Origin of the sequence: Arthrobacter sp. zg-Y769 (assembly GCF_020907405.1) — a bacterium.
Lineage (GTDB): Bacteria > Actinomycetota > Actinomycetes > Actinomycetales > Micrococcaceae > Arthrobacter_B.
Genome location: NZ_JAJJOE010000003.1, coordinates 131,295 through 153,360 on the forward strand (window position 1 = coordinate 131,295; position 22,066 = coordinate 153,360).

Below are 22,066 nucleotides of genomic sequence, written 5' to 3' on the forward strand. Positions count from 1 at the left end.
ATGAGCGAGCAAGAACACAGCGGGCGGGAGCAAAGCGACCGGGAGCCCAAGACGCAGGACGGCGGCGCGGGAAAGCCCGTGCCCGGGATTCCCGCGCCGGGGATTCCGCAGCCCGCCGCTAACCCGTGGGGCCAGCAGCCGGCTCCGCCGCCGCCCGGTGTGCCGCAGCCGGCCGTGAACCCATGGGCCCAGCAGCAGGTAAATCCCTGGGCGCAGCAGCCCGCAGCTTCCGCACCGCAGGTGAACGGCTGGGACCAGCCCAACCCCTACCGCGGCGGCCCCCTCCCCCAGCCCGGCTATGCGCCGCCGCCCAAGCCGGGCATCATTCCCCTGCGGCCCCTGGGTCTGGGCGAGATCATGGACGGTGCCTTCCAGGCCTGCCGGCGCAATGCATTAGCCGCCTTTGGCAATGCCTTTGTGATCCAGGCCGTGGTTACCCTGCTGCTTGTCGGGCTCGGGGCTGGCCTGGCCTTCTCCATTGACGGATGGCTGCAGGGCGCTGCCTTCGAAGGTGAAGTCACGGGACCGGTGGTAGGAACGGTTGCGGGGATGGTTTCAACGCTGGGCGGGGTGTCGCTGGCCGGTGTGCTGCTTGTCCAGGGCCTCCTGGTCCTGCCCGTGGTGCGCTCTGCCCTGAACCTGAAGACCGGCTTCAGCCAGCTCTGGCGGTTGGCCCGCAGCACCCTCGGTTCGCTTGCCGGCCTGGCACTGCTGCTGCTGGCCGGCGCCGCCGTCGGAATCACGGTCCTTGCCCTGCTGGTGTATATGATCTTCGATGCTTTCGCTGAAATGGGGCTCCTGGTGCTGATCCCCGCCCTGTCCGCGGTGTTTACCGCCACAGCCTGGATCTCGGTGAAACTCTCGCTGGCACCTGCCGCACTGGTACTGGAAGGTATCGGTGTCTTCCCTGCGATCAGGCGGTCCTGGCGCCTCACGGGTCGCAACTGGTGGCGGACGTTCGGGATCCTGGCCCTCACGGGCCTGATCGTAAACATCCTGTCCCAGGTCCTTTCGGTGCCGCTTACCTTCCTCGTCAGCCTGATCATGGTGGCTGAGAGCACGGTCCTCAACGTATTGAGCGTTGTCCTGTTCTTCGCGCTCACCCTGCTTTTGACCGCTGTGGCCTGCGCCTTCCAGGGCGCCGTCACTGCACTGCTGTATGTGGACCTCCGGATCCGCCGCGAAGGTTTCGACCTCGCCCTGATGAAGGAGCAGGAGAGCCCGCAGGCACAGGACCCCGATTTCCTACCCGGCCGGAATGCCGCACCCATGGCACGGACCACGCCGTACGGTCCGCCTGCAGGTACGCACTAGCCATGCTGTCCTCACTGCTGCTGCCGCCCCGCCCTGCAGGGAACCTGTTCGCCGGAGCTGCGCCCATGGATACCCCGATCGAGCCGGACGCAGACCAGGCACGGGAATGGGCCCGGGACGAGTTGTCGAAGCGGGCGTACGAAGAAGCCAAACCGGGTCTTCTGGACCGGTTCTGGGAGCGGGTGGGGAAATGGCTGAACGAGCTGCTCGAGGATGCGGACGGCCTTGGCGCAGGTCCCGGAGTCCTGGTCCTGGTACTGGCCGCCGTCGTGCTGGTGGCAGTTGCCGTCCTCATCATCCGGCCGCGGCTGAATGCGTCCGTGAAAAAGCGGGCGGAGGTCTTTGGCGACGACCTGGTGGAACGGGCAGCTGACCACCGTGCCCGCGCGGAGCAGGCCGCAGCCGAATTACGCTGGAACGACGCCGTGGCCGAGCGCTTCCGCGCGATGGTCCGTTCGGCAGAGGAACGGGTCATCTTCGATACCCGGCCGGCCCGGACTGCAGCCGAAGCCGGTACCGGCCTGGCTGCTGCCTTCCCGGAATACCGCCGGCAGATCATGGAACTCCGGCAGCGGTTCGATGAAGTGCTCTACGGCAAGGGGGTCGCTGCGGATACTGATTACCTGCGCGCAGCGGCCCTCGACACAGCTCTGGAATCCGCCGTTCCCTCGGCTTCCGAACCAGACGAACCCATGCTGGCGGTGCCGAAATGAGGGTGGCTGCAGGCAAGCCGGGAGGCACCGCTGAATCGGAGAGCCCGGAAGAGGCGCACAGCGACGAGCTGCGGACGCCGGCTGGCCGCAGCCGGTTCGCGGGCAGGCTCCGCCGTCACCGGGTCCCGCTTCTGCTTCTCCTGCTGCTGTGCGCAGTGGTCCTCGCGTCGGTCTGGGGTCGCGCGGATCATGACACCACCCCGCTCTCCCCCGCCAATCCCGCACCCGACGGCGCCATGGCCACCGCTGAAATCCTGGCCGGCCAAGGCGTGGACGTGCAGCACCACGAGCAGCTGGCGGAGGCACAGGCGGCCCTCGAAGACAATCCCGGCGCTACTTTGCTGTTCCTTGATCCCGCCGGGTTCCTCACCAGTGAGCAACGGGAGGACCTGGCCGACGCCGCCGGCCGGGTGGTGCTGGTGGAGCCGTCCCTTGAGCAGCTGGCCGACTTTGCCCCGCAGATCCGATCCGCCGGGCTCCTTCCGCAGGAACCCGCCCGCCACCGGCTCGATGCCGGCTGCACCAACGACGACGCGGAGGCCGCCGGCACCATCGAGGCCGGCGGGAAGACCTACCGGGGGCCCGTCACCTGTTTTGAGGAGCCGGGCAGCGAAGGTAACGACGCCGCGGGTTCCTATGCAGCCACCAAGGGTGGTTCCGCAGTGGTCCTGGGCAGCGCCGACCTGCTCTCCAACGAGAGCGTTGCTTTGGAAGGCAATGCCGCACTGGCCTTCCGCACCCTCGGCGCGGACGAAACACTCGTCTGGTACCAGGCCGGTCCCTTCGATGTTCCACCGTCCGAAGCACCCACCGATCCCTTCTCCCTGCTGCCCGCGTGGGTGAATCCGCTCCTGTTCTGGTTCCTGTTGGTTGCCGCCCTGGCCGCGTTCTGGCGCGGCCGCAGGCTGGGGCCGTTGGTGGAGGAGCCCCTGCCTGTGGTCGTCCAGGCGGCGGAAACCGCCGAAGGCCGGGCGCGCCTGTATCAGGACAGCCACGCTGTCGGCCATGCCGCAGCAACCCTGCGTGCCGCCGCCATGACCCGGTTGGCCGCACATCTGCGCCTCGGCCCGGGAGCCGGCACCGACGACGTTACGCGCGCGGCTGCGGACGCATCCGGCCGAAGCTACGCCGAAACCGATCATCTGCTGAACCAACGACTGCCCGGAACCGGCGCCGAACTCGTGCACTGGGCCCGGGACCTGAAAGACCTAGAGGAAGAGGCCACTTCATCATGAGCCAGCAGTACGAACCCTATGCACCCGCACCTTCCGGCGCCGCCAACGGCACCGCACCGGTCCCGCCCCTTCCTCCGGAAGAGGATCCCGTCCGTGCAGCCCTGGCGCAGGTCCGCCGGGAGGTGGCCAAGGCAGTGGTGGGTCAGGACGCGGCCGTGACGGGGCTTATTATTGCCCTGCTGGCCAGGGGCCACGTGCTGCTCGAAGGCGTGCCCGGCGTGGCCAAGACGCTGCTGGTGCGGAGCCTTTCCGCAGGGCTGGACCTGGACACCAAGCGTGTCCAGTTCACCCCCGACCTCATGCCCGGCGATGTCACCGGTTCCCTGATCTATGACAACCGTTCCTCTGAGTTCTCCTTCCGGGAGGGACCGGTGTTCACCAACATCCTGCTCGCGGATGAAATCAACCGCACCCCGCCCAAGACCCAGGCGTCACTGCTCGAAGCCATGGAAGAGCGCCAGGTGACCGTGGACGGGGTCACCCGTCCCCTGCCGGAACCGTTCATTGTTGCGGCAACGCAGAACCCGGTGGAGTACGAAGGTACGTATCCGCTTCCTGAGGCCCAGCTGGATCGTTTCCTCTTGAAAATGACGCTGGACCTCCCCGGCCGAGAAGATGAGATCGAAGTGATCCGCCGGCACAGCGGCGGCTTCGATCCCCGGAACCTTGCCGCGGCCGGCATCCGTGCGGTGGCTTCGGCGCAGGACCTTGAACGTGCACGCGAGGCAGTCGCCCGGGTCTCCGTGGCACCAGAGGTCCTCGCCTACATTGTGGACCTCGTGCGGGCAACGCGCTCGGCGCCGTCGTTCCAACTCGGAGTGTCACCGCGCGGAGCCACTGCGCTGCTGAATACTGCGCGGGCCTGGGCCTGGCTCTCGGGACGGGCCTTCGTAACGCCCGACGACGTCAAGGCGCTGACCCTTCCCGCCCTGCGGCACCGTGTGGCCCTCCGCCCCGAAGCTCAGATGGACGGGGTCAATGTGGACAACGTGCTGGGAAGCATCCTCGCCACCGTACCGGTTCCCCGGTAGCGCTGATGGCTGTCTCAGGCCGGTTTGTCCTGCTGGCGCTCCTGGGCTCCGTTGCCGTTCTCGTTTATCCCGGCGCCGTGTCGATCCTGCTTTGGTTGGCTTTCATTGCCGCCGCAGCCGGTGTGGACCTGCTTCTGGCTGCCTCTCCGCGGAGGCTGAGGGTGGAACGCCGCATGCCGGACAGCGTGCGGCTGAGCGAGGCAGCTGTGGGCACCCTGGTGGTCCGCAATGACACCGGGACCCGGTTGCGGGCCGTGGTCCGGGACGGGTGGCAGCCCTCCGCCGGCGCCCGCAACCCGCAGCAGCGTATGACGGTCCCCGCCGGTGAAGCCCGCAGCATGGACGTCCAACTGGAACCTGCCCGCCGCGGCATCCTGAAGAGCGGCCACGTAGCGGTGCGCAGTTTCGGACCCCTGGGACTCGCGGCCCGCCAACGGACGCTTCCGGTGCCGGGAGAGATCCGGGTACTGCCTCCCTTCCACTCCAAACGGCATCTGCCCTCCAAGCTGCGCAGGCTGAGGGAGCTGGACGGCAACACCTCGGTACAGCTGCGCGGTGCCGGAACCGAATTCGATTCCCTGCGCGAATATGTCCGCGGCGATGACGTCCGCTCGATCGACTGGCGTGCCACCGCACGCCGACAGGACACTGTGGTGAGGACCTGGCGGCCCGAACGCGACCGCCGGGTGATCATCGCCCTGGACACGTCCCGGACCTCCGCCGCGCGGATCGACGACGAACCCCGGCTGGACACCGGCATTGAAGCCACCCTGCTCCTGGCCGTACTTGCCCGCAGCGGAGGTGACCGCGTTGATTTCCTGGCCTTCGACCGGAGGATCCGGGCACGCGTGGATTCCGGCGGCAAGGAGAACCTCCTGAGCCGGCTCGTCACCGCCGCCGCGCCGCTGGAACCGGAGCTCATCGAAGCGGATTTCTCCCTCCTGCCCGGCGCCGTACACGCCGTTTCCGCACGCCGGTCCCTGGTGGTGCTGATCAGCACGCTGGATTCCGGAGCGGTGGAAGAGGGATTGGTACAGGTCCTGCCCCGGTTGCTGGAAAAGCACGTGGTCGTGGTTGCCTCCGTGCGGGACCCGGGCCTGGACGGGCTGCGCCGCGGCGGCGGCACAACACCGGCTGTCTTCCGTGCCGCGGCCGCCGAGCGTGCCCTCCTTGACCGGGCAGCCGTCGGCGCGCAGCTGCGCTCGATGGGTGCCGAAGTGGTCGACGAACCTCCCCACGAACTGGCCCCGAAACTCGCAGACATGTATCTCCGGCTCAAGGCGTCCGGAAGGCTATAGCCGTGGACTCGGTGTACCGGCAGGTCCTGGGGCCCGGCTTTCTCCGCCTGCAGCCTCAGCTGCAGCAGTATTTCAGCCTTGCGGCAGACAGCGGCCGGTCCGGCGAAGGCACCGGAGTGTTTACCCGGGCCGGCTGCCCGCGTCCCTGGCTGCGTCCGCTGCTGCGCCTGGTTCCGGTGTCCAACGCTTTCTTCCCCGAATACGGGTCCTCGGTTCCCTTCTCCATCCGCAACTACGCGCACCGCGACCCATGGGGCCGGCCGGCGCTGACGGCCGTCCGCAGCTTTGATTTTCCGGGCAGGCGCAGGATCTTCGAAGACACCACGGTGCTGACCGGGCCGGGAATCCTGACGGACTATCTCGGCCGGCGGCGCAACCTCGCCACGGACCTGCTGCTGCGGGTTTCGGAGGACGGGCACCTGCACATGAAGTCCCCCCGCAGCCGGCTGTTCCTCGGTCCGCTGCGGGTGCCCCTTCCGGACTTCGCCGGTGCCGATGCACAGGTGGAACAGTGGTGGGACCCGCAGCAGGAGCAGTTCCGGATCCGCGCCGAGGTCATCCAGCGGCAGGTCGGCACCGTCTTCGAATATGACGGCTCCTTCACCTATGCCTACCGGGATTACGACGGCGTGCTGCCGGCCGGCGTCGAACCCGAACGTTGGCAGCGCCGCACCTAGGCGAGGCCGGCACCGGGACCGGCGCAGTGCAGTGCAGGCGGAACTACCCTTCAGCGACCACCTGGTCCAGCGCAGACGCTGTCTGCGTGAGGCGGGCCAGGACCTTCCGCGCTGCTTCCGGTGATAGGTCGGCGAGCCCGGCGGAAGGCGTGAGCCGAAGCGCGGGCAGGTCCTGCAGCGAAAGCCCAAGCTTCCGCCAAGGCCGGAGCACACGCTCCACCAGGGCGCTCACCTGCGGCAGTTCGGCTCCGGGGGCCGGAACAGGCAGGATCCCGAGCCAGACCCGGGAACCGCCCTCGACGGCTTCGGCGATGCCTTCCCAGTCACGTGCCTCCAGCCCTTCGGCTGCCAGCGCAATGCCCCGGGCACCGGCGCCGACCGCGAGTCCAAAGGGCGACTGCGTGCCAGGGCGGAGCGGCCCGAAGCCCTCCGTACGCGGAACGGCAAAGACTGCGTCCGCACCAGCGGCCTCGACTGCCTCGCAGACCTGGTGCCAGGCGGCTGATACCTCTGAGGAGGGCACGGACCGCAGCGTGCGGTAACCGCTGGCCGTGGGGATTCCTCCGGCGAGGACGGCAGCGATGTCCGGTTCGTCAATCTGCACCGTGATTCGGGCGCCCGGAGCCGACGACGACGCACGGGCCACGTACTCCCCCACCCCGGCGGTGAAGGACTGGAGCAGGTCCCGGCGTGCCCCGGCGTCGGACAATGCCCGCTCACCGTTGTGCAGATACAGGTTCGCGGCAAGCGACAGAGGTCCGCGCAGGGAGATTTTCAGGGCCTCGCCGGTGCGTTCCTCGGCGCCGATAACGTCCGCCAGCGCGTTCAGATCCTGCGTCAGCAGGGAGACCGCACGGCGGTGGTCCCTGCCCGGGCGTTCCACCAGCCGCCAGCCGTGCGGCTGGGTGTCCACGAACAGGTCCACCAGCAGGGCCGCGCTGCGTCCGAGCGCGTCGGCACCGGGACCGCGCTGCGGCAGCTCCACCAGGAAGGGCAGATGCGGATCGCCCAGCTCGCCTCGGATGACCCGGCTTGCTTCCACCGGATCCGTCCCGGGCCAGCTCCCCGGCGCCGTGGCCGTGACAATACCGTTTCGCGCTTCAGGGCGGGCGGGCACCTGCGGAGGCGCCTCCTCCCGGTGCCCCTCCTGGAGCTCAGGCCTCTGCGGCATCTGTTCCGCCGTTACGGGTCTGGGAAATCGCCTGATGGTGGCGGATCACCTCACTGATGATGAAATTCAGGAATTTCTCCGCGAAGGCCGGGTCCAGGTGGGCGTCCTCGGCGAGGCGGCGCAGGCGTGCAATCTGGGCCACTTCCCGTCCCGGGTCCGCCGGCGGCAGGCTGTGCTCCGCCTTCAGGTGGCCCACCCTCTGGGTTGCCTTAAAACGCTCAGCTAGGAGGTAGACAAGGGTCGCGTCGATGTTGTCGATGCTGCTGCGCATGGCAAGCAGCTCTTCCATCACGTCCTCGGCAACCTTCCCGGAGAGGGAACTTGCCCGCGGATCGAACTCATCGTCCGGTGATTCGCTCATTGGTCCAGTCTGGCTCATTGCTCCAGTTTAGGTGGAGCGGACTCAAGGCCCGAGCAGGTTACGCAACCGCCGCCGGGTCCCACTCGAGCGAACGCGCCGAGTCGATGGTTGCCTGTCCCAGCACACGGGTCCCCTGGTAGAGCACCATGGACTGGCCGGGGGCTACCCCGCGCATGGGCTCGACCAGCCGGACCACAAGCTCTTCCCGGGCAGCTCCGGTCTCGTCGGTTACGTCTTCCATCCAGCCGGTGGCCGCCACGGGGTCGCCGTGGGCCCGGACCTGGACCATGCAGTCGAACGTGGTGCGGGCCGCGATCTCGCGGATCGGCACCCCGGCCCAGGAAATCTTGATTCCACGCATCTGGTCAATGTTCAGCAGCTGCTCGGGTCCGACCACAACCTTGTTTTCCTTGGGCCGGATTTCCAGGACAAAGCGGGGCTTGCCGTCAGCGGCCGGGGTGCCGAGCTTCAGGCCGCGGCGCTGGCCGACGGTGAACGCATTGGCGCCGGGGTGGGTACCCAGCTTCTCGCCCGTCTCGTCAACGATGTCACCCTCGGTCATATTGATCCGCTCTTCGAGCCAGCCGCGGGTGTCACCGTCGGGAATGAAGCAGATGTCGTGGCTGTCCGGCTTGTTGGCCACGGACAGGCCACGGCGCTCGGCTTCGGCCCGGACTTCGGCCTTGGACGGCGTTTCGGCCAGCGGGAACATGCAGTGGCGCAGCTGCTCTTCCGTGAGCACACCCAGCACATAGGACTGGTCCTTGGCCCAGTCGGCGGCACGGTGCAGCTCCGGGTTGCCTTCGGCGTTGGTGAGTACCTTGGCGTAGTGCCCGGTGCACACGGCGTCGAAGCCCAGCGCCAGCGCCTTTTCCAGCAGGGCGGCGAACTTGATCCGTTCGTTGCAGCGCATGCAGGGGTTGGGAGTGCGGCCGGCGGCGTATTCGGCCACGAAATCGTCCACGACGTCTTCCTTGAACCGCTCGGAGAAGTCCCAGACGTAGTACGGAATGCCCAGGATGTCACAGGCGCGCCAGGCATCCCGGGAGTCCTCAATGGTGCAGCAGCCGCGGCTGCCGGTGCGCAGGGTGCCCGGCATCCGGGACAGCGCAAGGTGGACGCCGACGACGTCGTGTCCGGCCTCAACTGCCCGTGCCGCGGCCACGGCGGAGTCGACTCCGCCACTCATTGCTGCCAATACCTTCATGAAGTAAAACCTGTTCCTGCTGTCTGGATGCTGCTTACGTGTCCGGCCATGCCGGCTTTCTTGGCCCGCTCATATGCTTCTGGAAGTGCCTGCAACAAAGTGTCAACGTCTTCGGCGGTGGTTGTATGCCCGAGGCTGAACCGCTGGGCACCGCGTGCCTCGGTTTCGGTCAGTCCCATCGCCAGGAGTACGTGCGAGGGCCGCGGGACGCCGGCGGTGCAGGCGGACCCCGTGGAGGACTCCACTCCGGCCAGATCCAGCAGGAAGAGCAGTGAATCTCCCTCGCAGCCGGGGAACGTGAAATGCGCGTTGCCCGGCAGGCGGCGCCCGCCGCCGTCGTCGTCCCGTGCGCCCCGCAGGACAGCCTCCGGAATGGCCCGCTCGACGCCGGTGATGAGGTAGTCCCGGAGCGTGCGCAGGCGTTCGGACTCGTCCGTCAGGTGCTCGGCGGCGTCCTGCGCTGCCGCGGCGAATGCTGCGATTCCCGCGGTGTCCAGGGTGCCGGAGCGGATGTCCCGTTCCTGTCCGCCGCCGTGCTGGACGGGCGTGAGCTTCACGGCGCGCCCTACGACCAGCGCACCCACCCCCACCGGGCCCCCGATCTTATGGGCGCTCAGGGCCATCGTGTCCAGGCCTGCGGACCGGAAACCGATCGGCAGCGCGCCGAAAGCCTGGACGGCATCCGAATGGACCGGGACACCGTATTCGTGGGCCAGGGAGGTAATGGCCCGGATGTCCTGGACGGTACCGACCTCGTTGTTTGCCCACATAGCGGTGAGCAGGGCCGTGCTGTCCGCGTTGGCTTCGAGTTCCCGTCGGATGGCATCGAGGGAGATGACGCCCTCGTGGTCCACCGGGATCCACACCGGCACCGCGCCTTCGTGTTTCTCCAGCCATTCGACGGCGTCCAGTACGGCATGGTGTTCGATGCCGGAGACCAGGATGCGGTTGCGTACCGGGTCGGCATCGCGCCGGGCCCAGAAAAGACCCTTGACGGCCAGGTTGTCCGCTTCGGTCCCGCCTGAAGTGAAAATGATCTCCGAGGGATGGCAGCCTGCGGCGGCCGCCAGGACTTCCCTGGAGTCCTCCACGACCATTCGGGCACGGCGGCCCGAGCCGTGCAGGGACGAAGGGTTGCCGCTGCGGCTGAGTTCTGAGGTGAGTGCGGCGAGGGCCGAAGCCGAAATCGGCGTGGTCGCCGCGTGATCTAGATACACGGGCACCTGCCAATTCTAACGGCCATCGCGCCTGCTGCCGATTCGGGCCGCTGGGACTTTCCTGACGTTTTCCTTTGATGAGCCGGATGCACGCATCCGGGGTGGCAGAATGGCGGCGATGGAGCTTGAGTCTGCAGTGCCCCGGTCCCCCGCCCCTGGTAAACCCGGTGTACATCGAACGGCATTCCTTTCGGAACTGGCCTCGGATTTGCTTGCCCTGTGTCCCGGTTCGCGGCTCCTGGTCGCGGTAGACGGCGTCGACGGCGCAGGCAAGACCACATTCGCCGACGAGCTGGCGTCCGCCCTTCATGGCACCGACGGCGGCGCCGCCCGGCAGATCCTGCGGGTCACCATCGATGACTTCCACAATGTCCGCAGCGTCCGGTACCGGCACGGACGCCGGTCCCCGGAAGGTTTCTGGCGGGATTCCTACAACCTGGACCAGTTTCGACAGTATGTCCTGGTGCCTCTCAGCTCGGGTGCCGAGAAGTTCCGGAGCCAAGGGCATGACCTTGCAACGGATGCGCTGCTGGATCCGGAACCGGTTTTGGCCGCTCCGGATGCGGTAGTGCTTATCGACGGGCTTTTCCTGCATCGGGAGGAGCTCAGGGAGTATTGGGATTTCTCCGTGTTCCTGGATGTGCCGTTCGATGTGACTGCTTCACGAATGGCAGTTAGGGACGGACCCGCGATGGAGCGTCCACCGACAGGATTGGTGGTGAAGGACCGGCGGGCGGATCGGTACGTCGGCGGGCAGCTGCAGTATTTCGCTGCAGCAGATCCCGCCGCGCGGGCAGACCTCCTGTTGGACAACAGCCATAAAGGAACACTGCAGGCGATCAGCCCGCACGACGTCAGTTACCGGCAGGGCACCTAACGCGTGCGACCGGGGGCTTATTCACTGGCTTCATAGAGGCGGCTGCGTTTCGTGGTCCGGCAGGTCCGGCGGGTCAGCCGGGTCAGCCGGGACGCGCAGGTGGAGTTGGGGTGTTGTCCGGTAGGTCCGTCCCAGGGGTGATGTCCATTCCAGGGCCCCGGCGGGCCCGGTGGCGTCCCGGTGTGCTTGCCAGTGGCCCAGGGTCTTGAACCGGTGGTGTTTCCGGCACAGGTGCGCCAGGTTCGAATGCTCGGTGGCGCCTCCGTGGGCGAAGGGCAGGATGTGGTCGATTTCGGTGGTGGTGTGTCCCGCGGCGGGGGTGTCGCAGCCGGGGAAGCGGCAGGTTCCGTCGCGGGCCTGGAGCCAGCGGCGCAGGCCGGGCGGGATGCGGCGGCGTTTCCCGACGCCGAGGATTTCCCCGCTGGCCCGGTCCTGCACCAGGCCGGTGAGGTGGGAGGCGTTTTCGGCCAGCCGGCGGGCGGTTTCGGCGCTGATCGGTCCGTAGCCGTTGAGCTCGGCGGGCGTATCGTCCAGGCCCAGCAGGGTGTCGGCGTTGACCAGCACCATGATCTCGGTCCGTGCCCCCACACCCACACCCATCCCGGCACCTGCACCCACACCCACTCCGGCACCGGGGCCGGGGATAGTGCCGGCACCTGCCGGTTCGCTGCCACGCCGGTCCTGTCCTGCCGGTGTCCGGCGGGATTCCGGGCGGGGTGCCGGGCGGGGTTCCTGCCGGTTCGGTGTGTCGGGCACGGGTGCCGGGCTGCCGTCAACGATCCCGCCGGTGAGCAGGGACGCGAGGATGTCGGCCCGGAGCTGGCCCACGCTGCGCGGGTCTCCGGCGGCCTGCCCGCTACGGGCCGCGGTGGTAGTGCACCGTAGATCAGCTGGCCCTGTTCCGCGGCGAGGTACGCGCCGAGTTCGGCCATCCCGTCCGGCCGGGCCTCGAGCCAGACCTTCCGGGATTCCAGGGCTTTGCGGTGGCGGGGGATCAGGGTTTCGGGGTGCAGGTTCTCCCGCAGGCGTACCGCCCGCCTGCCGGCAGGACAGGGTCCCGGCCTCCAGGGCCGCGAGGGTGGCGGTGAAGCCGGTGCACAGGTCCAGGGCGTCGGCCAGCAGCCGGGCCGCTGCCGGGTAGGACAGGCAGAGCAGGGTCTGGGCCTCGGTGGCGGTCAGGCTGAACACCTGCGAAGCGTCCGTAGGTTGTTCCGCGTCCGGAGCGTCCGCGCCCGGTGTCCCCGGGGTGGTGCAGGCGTCCCGGACGTGTTCGTGCAGGCGGTGCAGGGTACGGGCCTGCTGGGCGTACCTCCAGGCGTCCAGGGCGTGCAGGCGCTGCAGGACAGCCGCCGTGGCTTCCTCGTTCAGCCGGTCCGGGTGCTGCAGGGCCAGGGTGCCGGTGAATCCGTCCGGGAACCGGGCCGCCCGTGCCGGTGCGCCGGGACGGGCATAAAACACACCGCCGCCGGTTTCATATCCATGCTTTTCCATACCCCAAGGCTTTCAGCCCGCACCGACATTCCCGGCCCGGAAACCCGCCGGAACGCCCCGAAACGGACCCGCCCGCATACCCGTCTTTTTCCGCCAAACTACCTACCCGCCCCCTCCCCTGACTAGTTCCGTTTTCCGCCCCCATATCGCCGGCGAAATCCCGCGCGGCCGGACCCCGGTCCCGGTACAACCCCTGCGCAGGGAGGCCCAAGAATCGGTCGGTACAATTGCCGCACGGGTCCGGTGGTTCCCGCACCCGCACCGCACCTGACCCCCGCAGACCGCCGCACCCGCACCGCCGAGAGGAACCGCTTTGAGCCCGTCAGACCCGACTCTCTATGAGGTCCTGGGCCTGCCCCGCTCAGCATCGGCGGCTGAGATCAAAGCCGCCTATCGGAAGGCAGCCCGCAACGCCCACCCTGACCAAGGGGGCAGCAGCGAGAGGTTCCACCGGGTCACCGAGGCCTACCGGATACTTGGCGACCCGCAAAGCAAGGCCGTTTACGACCGGAAACTGAATCCGGGAGGACCCGGCACAGATGCAGGCACAGCAGGCACCCCGGGCACCACCGGTGGCCGCACCGCAGCCGGCCCGGCCGGCCGTGCCGCAGGAACCCGCTCCGCGCCGGAACGGACAGCAGCGGACCTGGACCGCCCACCGGTGTTTGTCCCGGATTTTTCACCGCAGAACCCTCCCTTGATCCCCCTGGCCCTGGCCGGAACGCAGATCCACGGAACACCGCGCCGCCCGGGCTTTTTCTCCCGGATCGGTTCCAACACGGCCGGACGGTTCGACGCTGAAAACCGGACCATCCGCCTGCTGGACCGTGAACTGCTGCCTGAGTACCCGGCCGCCCGTCTGGTCAACGGCCTCCATATTCCCGATGCGGGACCGCGCGGCGGCAACCTCGACGTCGGCCACGTGCTGCTGGGCGGTTACCGCATGGCCGTGCTGGGTTCGCTGATGGCCTCGCCCGGCAATTACCGGTGGGACGGCCGGCACCTGCTTCACCGCGGCCGGGAGACGTCCACCTTGCGCCTGGCCGACGCGGTGCGGACCCTGCAGTCGCGCTTCCCAGAGTGCAACGTCACGGGCTGGCTTGTCCTCCACAGCCCCAACGGCAATCCCTTCGAGCCCATTGTCGACTATCCGCCCAACCTGAGCCGCTCAGCGCCCGCGACCCTCCACGCCGCCAACCCGGGCGGGCTGCTGCGGGAACTGCGCCGCTTCTTTGCCGAAGGCCCCCAGCCGAACACCGTCCAGCTGCCGGTGCTGGCACCGTTGATCGACGCGTCCTCCCGTTGACCGATGCGTTGGCGTGCAGGAGCCGGGCATAGGATGGTGCCGTGTTCCGTATCCTTTTCCATTCCCCTGAAATCCCCGGCAATACCGGTAATGCCATTCGCCTTGCCGCCATCACCGGAGCCGAGCTCCACTTGGTTGAACCCCTCGGTTTCAGCCTGGAGGACTCCAAACTGCGGCGCGCAGGCCTGGACTACCACGACCTCGCCGTCCTCCACGTCCATGCGAACCTGCAGGACGCCTGGGAAGCCCTGAAACCCGAACGCGTGTACGCCTTTACGTCGGACGGTGACACTTCCTACACCGATATCGAGTATCGTGCCGGAGACGTCCTGATGTTCGGCCGCGAGTCGGTCGGCCTTTCGGACGAGGTGAAGAAGGATCCGCATGTCACCGCCCGGGTACGGCTGCCCATGCTGCCCACCCTGCGCTCCCTGAACCTTGCAAACTCCGCCTCCATAGCCGTCTACGAAGCCTGGCGCCAGCACGGCTTCGCCGGTGCCCAGCTCTAGCGAAGGACTTTCCCATGCCTGAACTCCACATCGGCAACGCGTTCGACGACGGCGCCGCCGACTTCGAGCGGCTCGCACCTTCGCTCTGGAATCCCATGGGAAATGCACTCGTGGCTGCGGCGGATATCACCCTCGGCGACCGGGTTCTTGACGTCGGCTGCGGCAGCGGGGCCACGACCATCCCGGCCGCCCAGTTCGCCGGGCCCGACGGCGTCGTCGACGGGGTGGATCTCAGTGCCGAGATGCTGGCCCTGACACAGGCCAAGGCAGACACGCTTTCACTCAACAATGTCCACCTTGCCCAGGCGGACATCACCTCGTGGGAGGCCGATGCGCCCTACGATGCCGTGGTCTGCGCCTACTCCCTGTTTTTCCTTCCGGACCTGGATGCCGGCGCAGCCCGTCTTGTGTCGATGCTGCGCAGCGGCGGGCGCTTCGCCCTCAGTGCCTGGGCCGAAGGATCGTGGGAGCCCTTCAGGGAGCTGCTGTGGAAGGCCTGCCTGCAGGAACGGCCCGAGCTTGCTGCCATTCCCCGGCCGGCAGCAGAAAACGCGCAGCGGCTCCAGACCCCGGAGAAGCTCACGTCCTGGCTCGAGTCCCTCGGCCTGGCCGAAATCACCGTGGCCGCCACTCCCGGACAGGTCCAGCTCAATCCGTCGCTCGCGTGGTCGCTGGTGCTCGGCGGCGGGTACCGGATGCTGCTGCCCGAAGACCCGGCAGCCGTGGAGCGGGTTCGCACAGCGTTCCTGGCCGAACTCGGCGAGGACTTCGCGTTGAATACCGACACGCTGATCGCCACGGCTGTCCGCCCGTAGCCCGTCCGCGGGCGGAGGACGCGGGCGGAGTACCGCCCGCGCTAACCGCATCCGCTAGAACCCGGCGATGGTCTCCGGAGTGTTCACGCCGACGGCATGGAAGGTTTCAGCACTGGCTCCCTCGGGCAGCCCGTGCCGCCGGGCGTTGTCCTGCAGGAACCGGCGGACCGAGGCATCCATCCCCTCGATGTCCGGATGCTGGCTTGCGTGGACACGGATGGCAGCCAATTTGATGTCCACCGTGGAGCTGACATCCACGGCAGTGTTCTCCCGCTCCCGCGGGGCACCGTAGAACCAGAGCCACGGCACCTTGTACGCTTCCAGTCCCCGTTCAGCGAGTTCCGGGTAGGCAAAGGGGTTCTCGGCAGCCGGGTAAACCGCCCTGGTGACAATTTCACCGCAGGCCAGATGATCGGGATGGCTCGCCTGGAGCCGGTCCCAGTTCCGCTCGGGGTGCATGGACAGCACGACGTCGGGACGCACCCGGCGGATCTGCTCCACCACCCGGGCGATGACGGAGTGGCGAACCTCCAGATAGCCGTCCCGCTCCCACAGGAACACCACGTCCTGCACCCCCACCTGTCGGGCGGCTTCCCGCTGTTCCCCGCTGCGCAGCGCACTGACGCCGGTGCGGTCGGTCGGATCGAAGCCGCCCGCATCTCCGGAGGTCACGATGCAGTAGGTGATTTCCGCACCTTCGCGTGCCCAGCGGGCCAATGTCCCCGCGGCACCGAAATCGATATCGTCCGGGTGGGCGGCGAAGGCCAGGACCCGGGCGGGGGCCGACGTCGAAAACATGTCAGTCCCTGCGCTTCCGGATCTCTTCGGCGGCCTGGGGCAGCACGGAGAAGACATCACCCACGATGCCGAAGTCCGCAATCTCGAACACCGGTGCATCCGCGTCCTTGTTGACCGCCACGATCACCTTGGCCGTCTGCATGCCGGCCTTCTGCTGGATGGCACCGGAAATGCCGGCGGAAATGTACAGCTGGGGAGAGACGGTCTTGCCGGTCTGTCCCACCTGGGCGGAATGTTCGATCCAGCCGGCATCCGTGGCGGCACGCGAGGCACCCACCGCTCCGCCGAGCAGGTCCGCGAGTTCCTCGACTGGACCGAAGTTTCCGTCCATGCCCCGTCCCCCGGCAACGATGACCCGCGCCTCGGCCAGTTCGGGACGTCCGCTCACGCGCTTCCCGGAACGGCCGGTGACCCGTGCGGCAGGCCCGGCTTCGGAAAGCGGCACCTCGACCAGCTGGGGAGCCGCGGCGGCCGGATTCACCGGACCGGGCTCAACACTGTTGGCCTTGACGGTGATGATGGGCGTGCCCGTCCGTACCCGGCAGGTTGACGTGTAGGAGCCGGCGAGCACCGACTTGGTGACAGCGAGGTCGGGAGCCACGGCAACGGCGTCGGTAATGACTCCGGACCCGAGCTTGATTCCGGTGCGGGCGGCAATTTCGCGGTCCTCGAAGGAGTTGCCCAGCAGGATAGCGGAGGGCTGCTCGGCGTTCGCGGCGTCTGCCAGGAAGGCTGCCTTGGCGGCCACCAGGACAGTGTCCAGTTCCCCGGCCGGCTGGTACACCTTCACGGCACCGTAGGAGGCAAGGGCGTCGAGCATGGCCGGATCCACGCGGTGGGCGGCGGCGACCACCGGTTGGCCCACGGTTCCGGCCAGGGTCAGCAGTTCACGGGCAGCCCGCGGCAGCGGCAGGGCCGGGACATCAAGAAAAACCAGGACGGACGCCATGATGCGCTCCTTTGGGACGTAGGCGGCGGCGCCTTCGGAGCGCCGGTTTCGAGCAGGGGAAGTCTTTAGATCAGTTTCTGTGCGGCGAGGTATTCCACCAGCTGCACGCCGGCGGTGCCGTCGTCGGTGATGATGGTTCCCTGCGAGCGCGGCGGGCGCGGAGCGGAGGCCGCTACGGCCGTCCAGGCGCCGTCATGCCCCACCTGCGCGGGGTCCACGCCGATCTCGGCGAGCGTAAGCACGGTGACGGGTTTCTTCTTCGCAGCCATGATGCCCTTGAAGTTCGGGTAGCGCGGGCTGTTGGCCTGGTCCGTCACCGACACCAGTGCCGGCAGGGGTGCCTCAACGGTCTCCGTGAAGGAGTCGCCGTCGCGGCGTGCTTTCACCACGGGGGCGCCGTCGACGTCGGCCACTTCGAGTTCGGAGGCAAAGGTCACCTGTGCCAGCTGCAGCCTTTCGGCGAGCTGGGCGGGAACCAGCGAGGTTTCGCCGTCGGTGGAAGCCATGCCCGTGATGACCAGGTCCACCGGCCCGTGCGATGCCGCGATGGCACGAACTGCTGCCGCAAGGGCCAGTGAGGTACCTGCCGCATCCGAACCGGCCAGGGCGTCGTCGGCCAGGTGCACGCCGGCGTAGGCACCGATCTGCAGGGACTTCTTTACCGCGTTTACCGCTGCCGCCGGCCCCATGGCCAGGGCTGTCACACGGTTCCCGGCACTCTCGCCGCCGCGTGCCTCGGCCAGCTGCAGCGCGGCTTCGAGGGCATACTCGTCCAGCTCGGAGAGAATGCTCTCGGCACGGTCCAGGGTATGTCCGGGTCCGGTGAGGTGCCGGTCAAACTGCGCGTCGGGTACGTGCTTTACCAAGACAACAATGTTCAGCGGACGGGTGGCTGACTCCGGCATTCGGCGCCTTTCCGGTAGGAAAATCGGTTCCCGGCGGCCTGGAAATCCTCCCGCCGACGCGCACAGCCCTTAGGAGCGGTGCGTTTAAAGCTAATCACACACTGGCCGGGCTTTCCCCTCGGCGCAAACTGAAGGCCGGCACAGGCCGAAGGGCCGCCCCCGGACACTTCCGGGAGCGGCCCTTCGCGGCTTCGCTGCATGCAGCCCTGACAGGGGCTGCCCTGTGTACGCGGCTCTGCTACTGCTTTGCGGAATCGCCGAGCGTGACGTCCACGCTGTCCGCTTTGCCTCCGCGGGTGTAGTCGATGTCCGCTTTGCCTCCGGCCGGCTGCATGCGGATCGCAGCGGTGAGTGACTGCGCGTCGGTGACCGGGACGCCGTTCACCGAAGTGATCACGTCCCCCTCGCGCAGTCCTGCCTTTTCACCGGGCGAACCGGGCACCACCTCGGCGACTTCGGCCCCCACCGTAAAGGTCGATGAGGACTCGGACGCGGTTGCCGGCGTGACGGAAACCCCTAGATAGCCGTGCGTAGCGGAACCGTTGTCGATGATCTCCTCGGCTACCCGCTCGGCATAGCTCATCGGAACGGCAAACCCGACGCCGATGTTGCCGCTGTCCTCGCCGGCCGTACCCGAGGCGGCCGAGGCAATGGCCACGTTCACGCCAATAACTTCACCGTCGGTGTTCACCAGCGCGCCGCCGGAATTGCCGTGGTTGATGGCTGCATCGGTTTGGATGACGTTGAGGAAGATCGAGCTCTCCGCGGCGCTCTGGTCCTGCGACGATCCGTCCGGCGGAGCGAAACGGAATCCGAAACCGTTATCCTCGGGTTCGTCGGAGCTTTCCGACTCCTCGGGGGCGGCAGAGGACTGGACGCTGATGGTGCGGTTCAGCGTGGAGACAATACCGTCCGTGACCGTTCCGGCCAGGCCAAGCGGCGCACCGATGGCGATCACCGTGTCGCCCACGTTCAACTTCCCGGAATCCCCCAGGGCAGCCGGTGCGAGGTCATCGGCATCCACCTTGATCACTGCGAGGTCCGATACCGGGTCCGTGCCGACGATGGTGGCGGTCAGCACCCGACCGTCGGACGTCTGGACTTCGACCACGGGGTCGGCGGCGGTGCCTCCGAGCGTCACCACGTGCGTGTTCGTGAGGATGTGGCCCTCTTTGTCCAGGATGATCCCGGATCCGGTGCCGGTGCTTCCCGAAGCAGCGACTTCAATGGTTACTACGCTCGGAGAGGCCTTCACTGCCGCTGCCGTGACTGCGTTGACGCTGTCTTCGTCGTTCACTACGACGGTCTGCGGCTGGCTGGCCTGGCCGGCATTGTTGCCGTTGTCCATGAGGGTGTAGGCACCCACGCCGACGCCGCCGCCCAGCAGCCCGGCCAGCAGCATGCCCCCGACCAGCGTTCCGGCCCCGAACTTCTTTGTCCGGGATTCTCCGCGCGGTGCGCTGCCGGCAGGAGTGGAGAAGGCGGTGCCGTGGCCCGCGGAACCGTACGGGGAGGAGCCGTAGGTCGCACCATAGGTTGCACCGTAGGCGGCGGGGCCTGCGCTTCCCAGCGGTTCGGTCTGCGGGTTCATCCGCTCTCCGGTCTGCTGGGGCTGGCTGGATGCCGGATCACCCTGCGCGGGGCCCGAATACGACGACGGCGGTGCCGGCGGCCGGGGAGGCAGCGGGCGCTCGTCGGCTCCCCCGTGATGCTCAGTCATGTGGGTTGTCCTTTCAAGTTCGGTTTACCCATGGTGTAGCCACAACGTTCCGGTATCCACTATGGCAGCGCTAGCTGGGACATAGGAGGACGGTTGCTGAACATCAGCTGTGAACAACCCGAACGCCGTCGTACCCGAAAGGCTACTCGAAAGGGACGGTAAAGATGCAGGTCAGGCCGTCCTTCCGGACCCGCATTGCACGCCGCCGTGCCCGGATGCCGGTGGACGGGGCATAGGGCGGCCCCTAGAATCGGTACCAAGGTCCGGGGCGGCATGCGCTGCCCCGCAGGGTCCCTGGAACTCAGCAGATGAAAACCAAAGGAAATTTTATGCGGTCACGGAACAGGTTGGCGGCCGTACTGGGCCTGAGTGCAGTTACGGTCCTGGTACCCGCCGCGGCTTTTGCCGGGCCCGGGGATCCCCTCCACGTCGCCGCTGCCGGATTGACGGTCCAGGTACCGGTCGAATCCCCCGTGCGGATACCGCCCGGAGAATTCGTTGTGGATCCGGCCGATGTGCTGGGCGGCGACGCCTCCGAAGTGGAAGAGGCCGTTTCCGAGGTGCAGCGAAGCACCGGCTACACCCTGTACGTCGTTTATGTGGATTCCTTCACCAGCCCCTCGGATCCCGTTGCCTGGTCGGAACAGGTGGTGCAGGGCAAGGGCATGGGGGCCAAGGAAGCGCTCCTGAGCATCGCCACCGAGGAACGGAAAATCCAGGTTTCCACCGGGGACCAGAGCGTCCTGAACCAGGCACGCCGCAATGCCATCCTCGCGGCGGCCACCGACCCGCTGCTGGGCGCCCAGGACATCTCTTCCGCGCAGTGGGCCAACAGTGCGGTAAATGCCGCCGAGTCCCTGGCGGATATTGCCCGCGGCGGAGACGGCGAGGTTGCCGCGGAAGAGTCCGGCGGAGCCGACGCGGCGCCCCTGCTGGTCGGCGGCGTCGTAGTGGCCGGCGGCCTGGGGACCGCCCTGCTGATCCGCAACCGCCGCCGCAAGTCAGTTGCTGCCGCTCCGGTGCAGCAGCAGGGACCTGCCGAACCGGTGGATCCGCTGGACACCATGAGCGTGCCGGACCTGCGCAAGCGCGCCGGAAGCCTGCTTGTGGCAGCCGACGACGCGATCAAGTCCAGCGAGCAGGAACTCGGATTCGCCATGGCTGCCTACGGCGAAAACGCCGTGACCACCTTCTCCGAGGACCTGGCCGCGGCACGGGCACACATGGGAGAATCCTTCAAACTGCAGCAGCAGCTCGACGACCACATTCCGGACACCGAACAGCAGCAGCGCGCCTGGCTGAAGGAAATCATCCGCCGCTGCGAGGCGGTGAACGATTCGCTGCAGGCCCACAAGGACGAGTTCGATTCCCTCCGGGAGCTGGAGAAGAACGCACCGGCAGCGCTGGCGGCGGCACAGGCGGCTGCGGACCAGACCTCCTCACGCCTGAGCACCTCGGCGGCGACACTCGATTCGCTGCGTTCCCGGTATGCCGCCTCGGCGGTCAGCCAGGTCAGCGACAACATCGACCAGGCCCATGAGCGCCTGGCATTCGTGGGCAATGCCGCGGCAACGGCCAACGAAAAGCTGGCCGGGGGCGACACTTCCTCGGCAGTGGTGTCCGTCCGCGCGGCGGAAGAAGCCGTCCATCAGGCGAACGTGCTGCTGGACGCCATCGACAAGCGCAGCCAGGAACTCGACGCCGCCCGGCAGGAGCTGCAGCGCGCCGTGGCGGATGCCAACCAGGACCTTGCCCAGGCCGGTGCCATTGCGGCCGGAGGAACCACCCCCGGCCTTGCCGGCCCGGCCGCAGGCGTCCGTGCCGCCCTTGATGCGGTCAATCAGGCGACGCAGGCCGGCCCCATTGACCCGGTGGATCTGCTGCGCCGGCTGGAAACGGCCAACAGCCAGCTCGATGCCGCACTGGAGGGCATCCGCGACCGCCAGGAGCAGGAGCGGAGGGCCCGCGATTCGCTGCAGCACGCCATCATGGCGGCGCAGGCCCAGATTTCCGGTACCTCCGACTACATCCGTGCACGCCGCGGCGGCGTCGGCAGCGAGGCACGCACGCGTCTGGCCGAGGCGGAACGCAACCTGCAGCAGGCCGTGGCCATGCAGGCCGGTGACCCGGTGAGCGCCCTGGCCTACGCCCAGCAGGCCAATGCCCTGGCCGCACAGGCCGCGGAAATGGCACAGCAGGACGTGGACGGATTCGGCGGCGGGTTCGGCGGCGGCGGAGGATTCGGCGGCGGAGTCAGCGGCGGCAACGGGCTGGGCGGCGCGCTCCTCGGCGGTATCCTCATCGATTCCATCCTCCGCGGCGGTTCACACGGCGGCGGGTGGGGCGGCGGCGGCTTCGGCGGCTTCGGCGGCGGCGGGTTCGGCGGCGGCGGAGGATTCGGCGGCGGAGGATTCGGCTCCTCCGGCGGAAACTTCTAGCCCGCACAAGCCAAAGACGCAAAATTACACCAAG

20 protein-coding genes are annotated in these 22,066 nt (G+C 67.9%); 11 read left to right on the forward strand and 9 right to left on the reverse strand.

Translation table 11 applies throughout. The annotated features are described in order from the left end of the window. Genes LOC60_RS00940 through LOC60_RS00965 form a run of 6 tightly spaced genes read left to right on the forward strand, consistent with a single transcriptional unit; the run spans window position 1 to window position 6,268 of the window. Window positions 1-1,314 carry a hypothetical protein gene (locus tag LOC60_RS00940; RefSeq protein ID WP_230020842.1) on the forward strand — a complete coding sequence of 438 codons (1,314 nt, stop codon included), beginning with the start codon at window positions 1-3 and terminating at the stop codon, window positions 1,312-1,314. A gap of 2 nt (window positions 1,315-1,316) precedes the next feature. Further along, complete coding sequence (locus LOC60_RS00945) at window positions 1,317-2,027, forward strand: DUF4129 domain-containing protein (protein WP_230020845.1); 711 nt, start codon at window positions 1,317-1,319, stop codon at window positions 2,025-2,027. After that, entirely contained in the window at window positions 2,024-3,262 is a 1,239-nt protein-coding gene (locus LOC60_RS00950; RefSeq protein ID WP_230020848.1) for a DUF4350 domain-containing protein, read from the forward strand. The genes LOC60_RS00945 and LOC60_RS00950 overlap by 4 nt, the downstream gene beginning before the upstream one ends. Next, on the forward strand, window positions 3,259-4,293 hold the full coding sequence (locus tag LOC60_RS00955; protein WP_230020850.1) for an AAA family ATPase: 1,035 nt from the start codon (window positions 3,259-3,261) through the stop codon (window positions 4,291-4,293). The genes LOC60_RS00950 and LOC60_RS00955 overlap by 4 nt, the downstream gene beginning before the upstream one ends. 5 nt (window positions 4,294-4,298) lie before the next feature. Then, on the forward strand, window positions 4,299-5,591 hold the full coding sequence (locus tag LOC60_RS00960; protein WP_230020851.1) for a DUF58 domain-containing protein: 1,293 nt from the start codon (window positions 4,299-4,301) through the stop codon (window positions 5,589-5,591). 2 nt (window positions 5,592-5,593) lie between these two features. Continuing rightward, complete coding sequence (locus tag LOC60_RS00965; protein WP_230020853.1) at window positions 5,594-6,268, forward strand: DUF4166 domain-containing protein; 675 nt, start codon at window positions 5,594-5,596, stop codon at window positions 6,266-6,268. Between the two features lie 43 nt (window positions 6,269-6,311). On the opposite strand, the gene LOC60_RS00970 is transcribed toward LOC60_RS00965, so the two are convergent. Genes LOC60_RS00970 through LOC60_RS00985 form a run of 4 tightly spaced genes read right to left on the reverse strand, consistent with a single transcriptional unit; the run spans window position 6,312 to window position 10,230 of the window. After that, window positions 6,312-7,439 carry a hypothetical protein gene (locus LOC60_RS00970; protein WP_230020854.1) on the reverse strand — a complete coding sequence of 376 codons (1,128 nt, stop codon included), beginning with the start codon at window positions 7,437-7,439 and terminating at the stop codon, window positions 6,312-6,314. Further along, a complete protein-coding gene (locus tag LOC60_RS00975) occupies window positions 7,423-7,800 on the reverse strand; it encodes a chorismate mutase (RefSeq protein ID WP_230020855.1) in 378 nt (125 codons plus the stop codon). The genes LOC60_RS00970 and LOC60_RS00975 overlap by 17 nt, the downstream gene beginning before the upstream one ends. 58 nt (window positions 7,801-7,858) lie before the next feature. Beyond that, window positions 7,859-9,007 (reverse strand): tRNA 2-thiouridine(34) synthase MnmA, encoded by a 1,149-nt coding sequence (gene mnmA / locus LOC60_RS00980; protein WP_269440125.1) that lies wholly within the window; start codon window positions 9,005-9,007, stop codon window positions 7,859-7,861. Then, entirely contained in the window at window positions 9,004-10,230 is a 1,227-nt protein-coding gene (locus tag LOC60_RS00985) for a cysteine desulfurase family protein (protein WP_230020857.1), read from the reverse strand. The genes mnmA and LOC60_RS00985 overlap by 4 nt, the downstream gene beginning before the upstream one ends. 112 nt (window positions 10,231-10,342) lie before the next feature. On the opposite strand from LOC60_RS00985, the gene LOC60_RS00990 reads away from it, so the two are divergent. Continuing rightward, window positions 10,343-11,101: a uridine kinase gene (locus tag LOC60_RS00990; protein WP_230020859.1), complete on the forward strand. Its 759-nt coding sequence runs from the start codon at window positions 10,343-10,345 to the stop codon at window positions 11,099-11,101. A 30-nt stretch (window positions 11,102-11,131) separates the two neighbouring features. On the opposite strand, the gene LOC60_RS00995 is transcribed toward LOC60_RS00990, so the two are convergent. Continuing rightward, the gene (locus tag LOC60_RS00995) at window positions 11,132-12,592 is read right to left on the reverse strand and encodes an HNH endonuclease (protein WP_230020860.1); all 1,461 of its coding nucleotides are present in this window, start codon (window positions 12,590-12,592) and stop codon (window positions 11,132-11,134) included. Window positions 12,593-12,905: 313 nt separating this feature from the next. Here LOC60_RS00995 and LOC60_RS01000 point away from each other — a divergent pair, with 313 nt between their 5' ends. From LOC60_RS01000 to LOC60_RS01010, 3 genes are read left to right on the forward strand one after another with little or no spacing between them, the layout of a single operon-like run. After that, window positions 12,906-13,898 (forward strand): J domain-containing protein, encoded by a 993-nt coding sequence (locus tag LOC60_RS01000; protein ID WP_230020862.1) that lies wholly within the window; start codon window positions 12,906-12,908, stop codon window positions 13,896-13,898. Window positions 13,899-13,939: 41 nt separating this feature from the next. After that, window positions 13,940-14,407, forward strand: a complete 468-nt coding sequence (locus LOC60_RS01005) for a tRNA (cytidine(34)-2'-O)-methyltransferase (protein ID WP_230020863.1) — start codon at window positions 13,940-13,942, stop codon at window positions 14,405-14,407. A 14-nt stretch (window positions 14,408-14,421) separates the two neighbouring features. Next, window positions 14,422-15,222, forward strand: a complete 801-nt coding sequence (locus LOC60_RS01010) for a class I SAM-dependent methyltransferase (protein ID WP_230020864.1) — start codon at window positions 14,422-14,424, stop codon at window positions 15,220-15,222. A gap of 54 nt (window positions 15,223-15,276) precedes the next feature. On the opposite strand, the gene LOC60_RS01015 is transcribed toward LOC60_RS01010, so the two are convergent. The 4 genes from LOC60_RS01015 to LOC60_RS01030 form a co-directional block, all read right to left on the reverse strand. Continuing rightward, complete coding sequence (locus tag LOC60_RS01015) at window positions 15,277-16,020, reverse strand: PIG-L deacetylase family protein (protein WP_230020865.1); 744 nt, start codon at window positions 16,018-16,020, stop codon at window positions 15,277-15,279. Window position 16,021: 1 nt separating this feature from the next. Next, window positions 16,022-16,969, reverse strand: coding sequence for an electron transfer flavoprotein subunit alpha/FixB family protein (locus LOC60_RS01020; protein ID WP_230020866.1), 948 nt, complete (start codon window positions 16,967-16,969; stop codon window positions 16,022-16,024). Between the two features lie 65 nt (window positions 16,970-17,034). After that, window positions 17,035-17,874, reverse strand: a complete 840-nt coding sequence (locus LOC60_RS01025) for an electron transfer flavoprotein subunit beta/FixA family protein (protein WP_230020868.1) — start codon at window positions 17,872-17,874, stop codon at window positions 17,035-17,037. A 238-nt stretch (window positions 17,875-18,112) separates the two neighbouring features. Continuing rightward, window positions 18,113-19,594 carry a S1C family serine protease gene (locus LOC60_RS01030; protein ID WP_230020869.1) on the reverse strand — a complete coding sequence of 494 codons (1,482 nt, stop codon included), beginning with the start codon at window positions 19,592-19,594 and terminating at the stop codon, window positions 18,113-18,115. Between the two features lie 329 nt (window positions 19,595-19,923). Between LOC60_RS01030 and LOC60_RS01035 the strand changes: the two genes are divergently transcribed. After that, window positions 19,924-22,032, forward strand: coding sequence for a TPM domain-containing protein (locus LOC60_RS01035; protein WP_230020872.1), 2,109 nt, complete (start codon window positions 19,924-19,926; stop codon window positions 22,030-22,032). Window positions 22,033-22,066 lie beyond the last annotated feature (34 nt).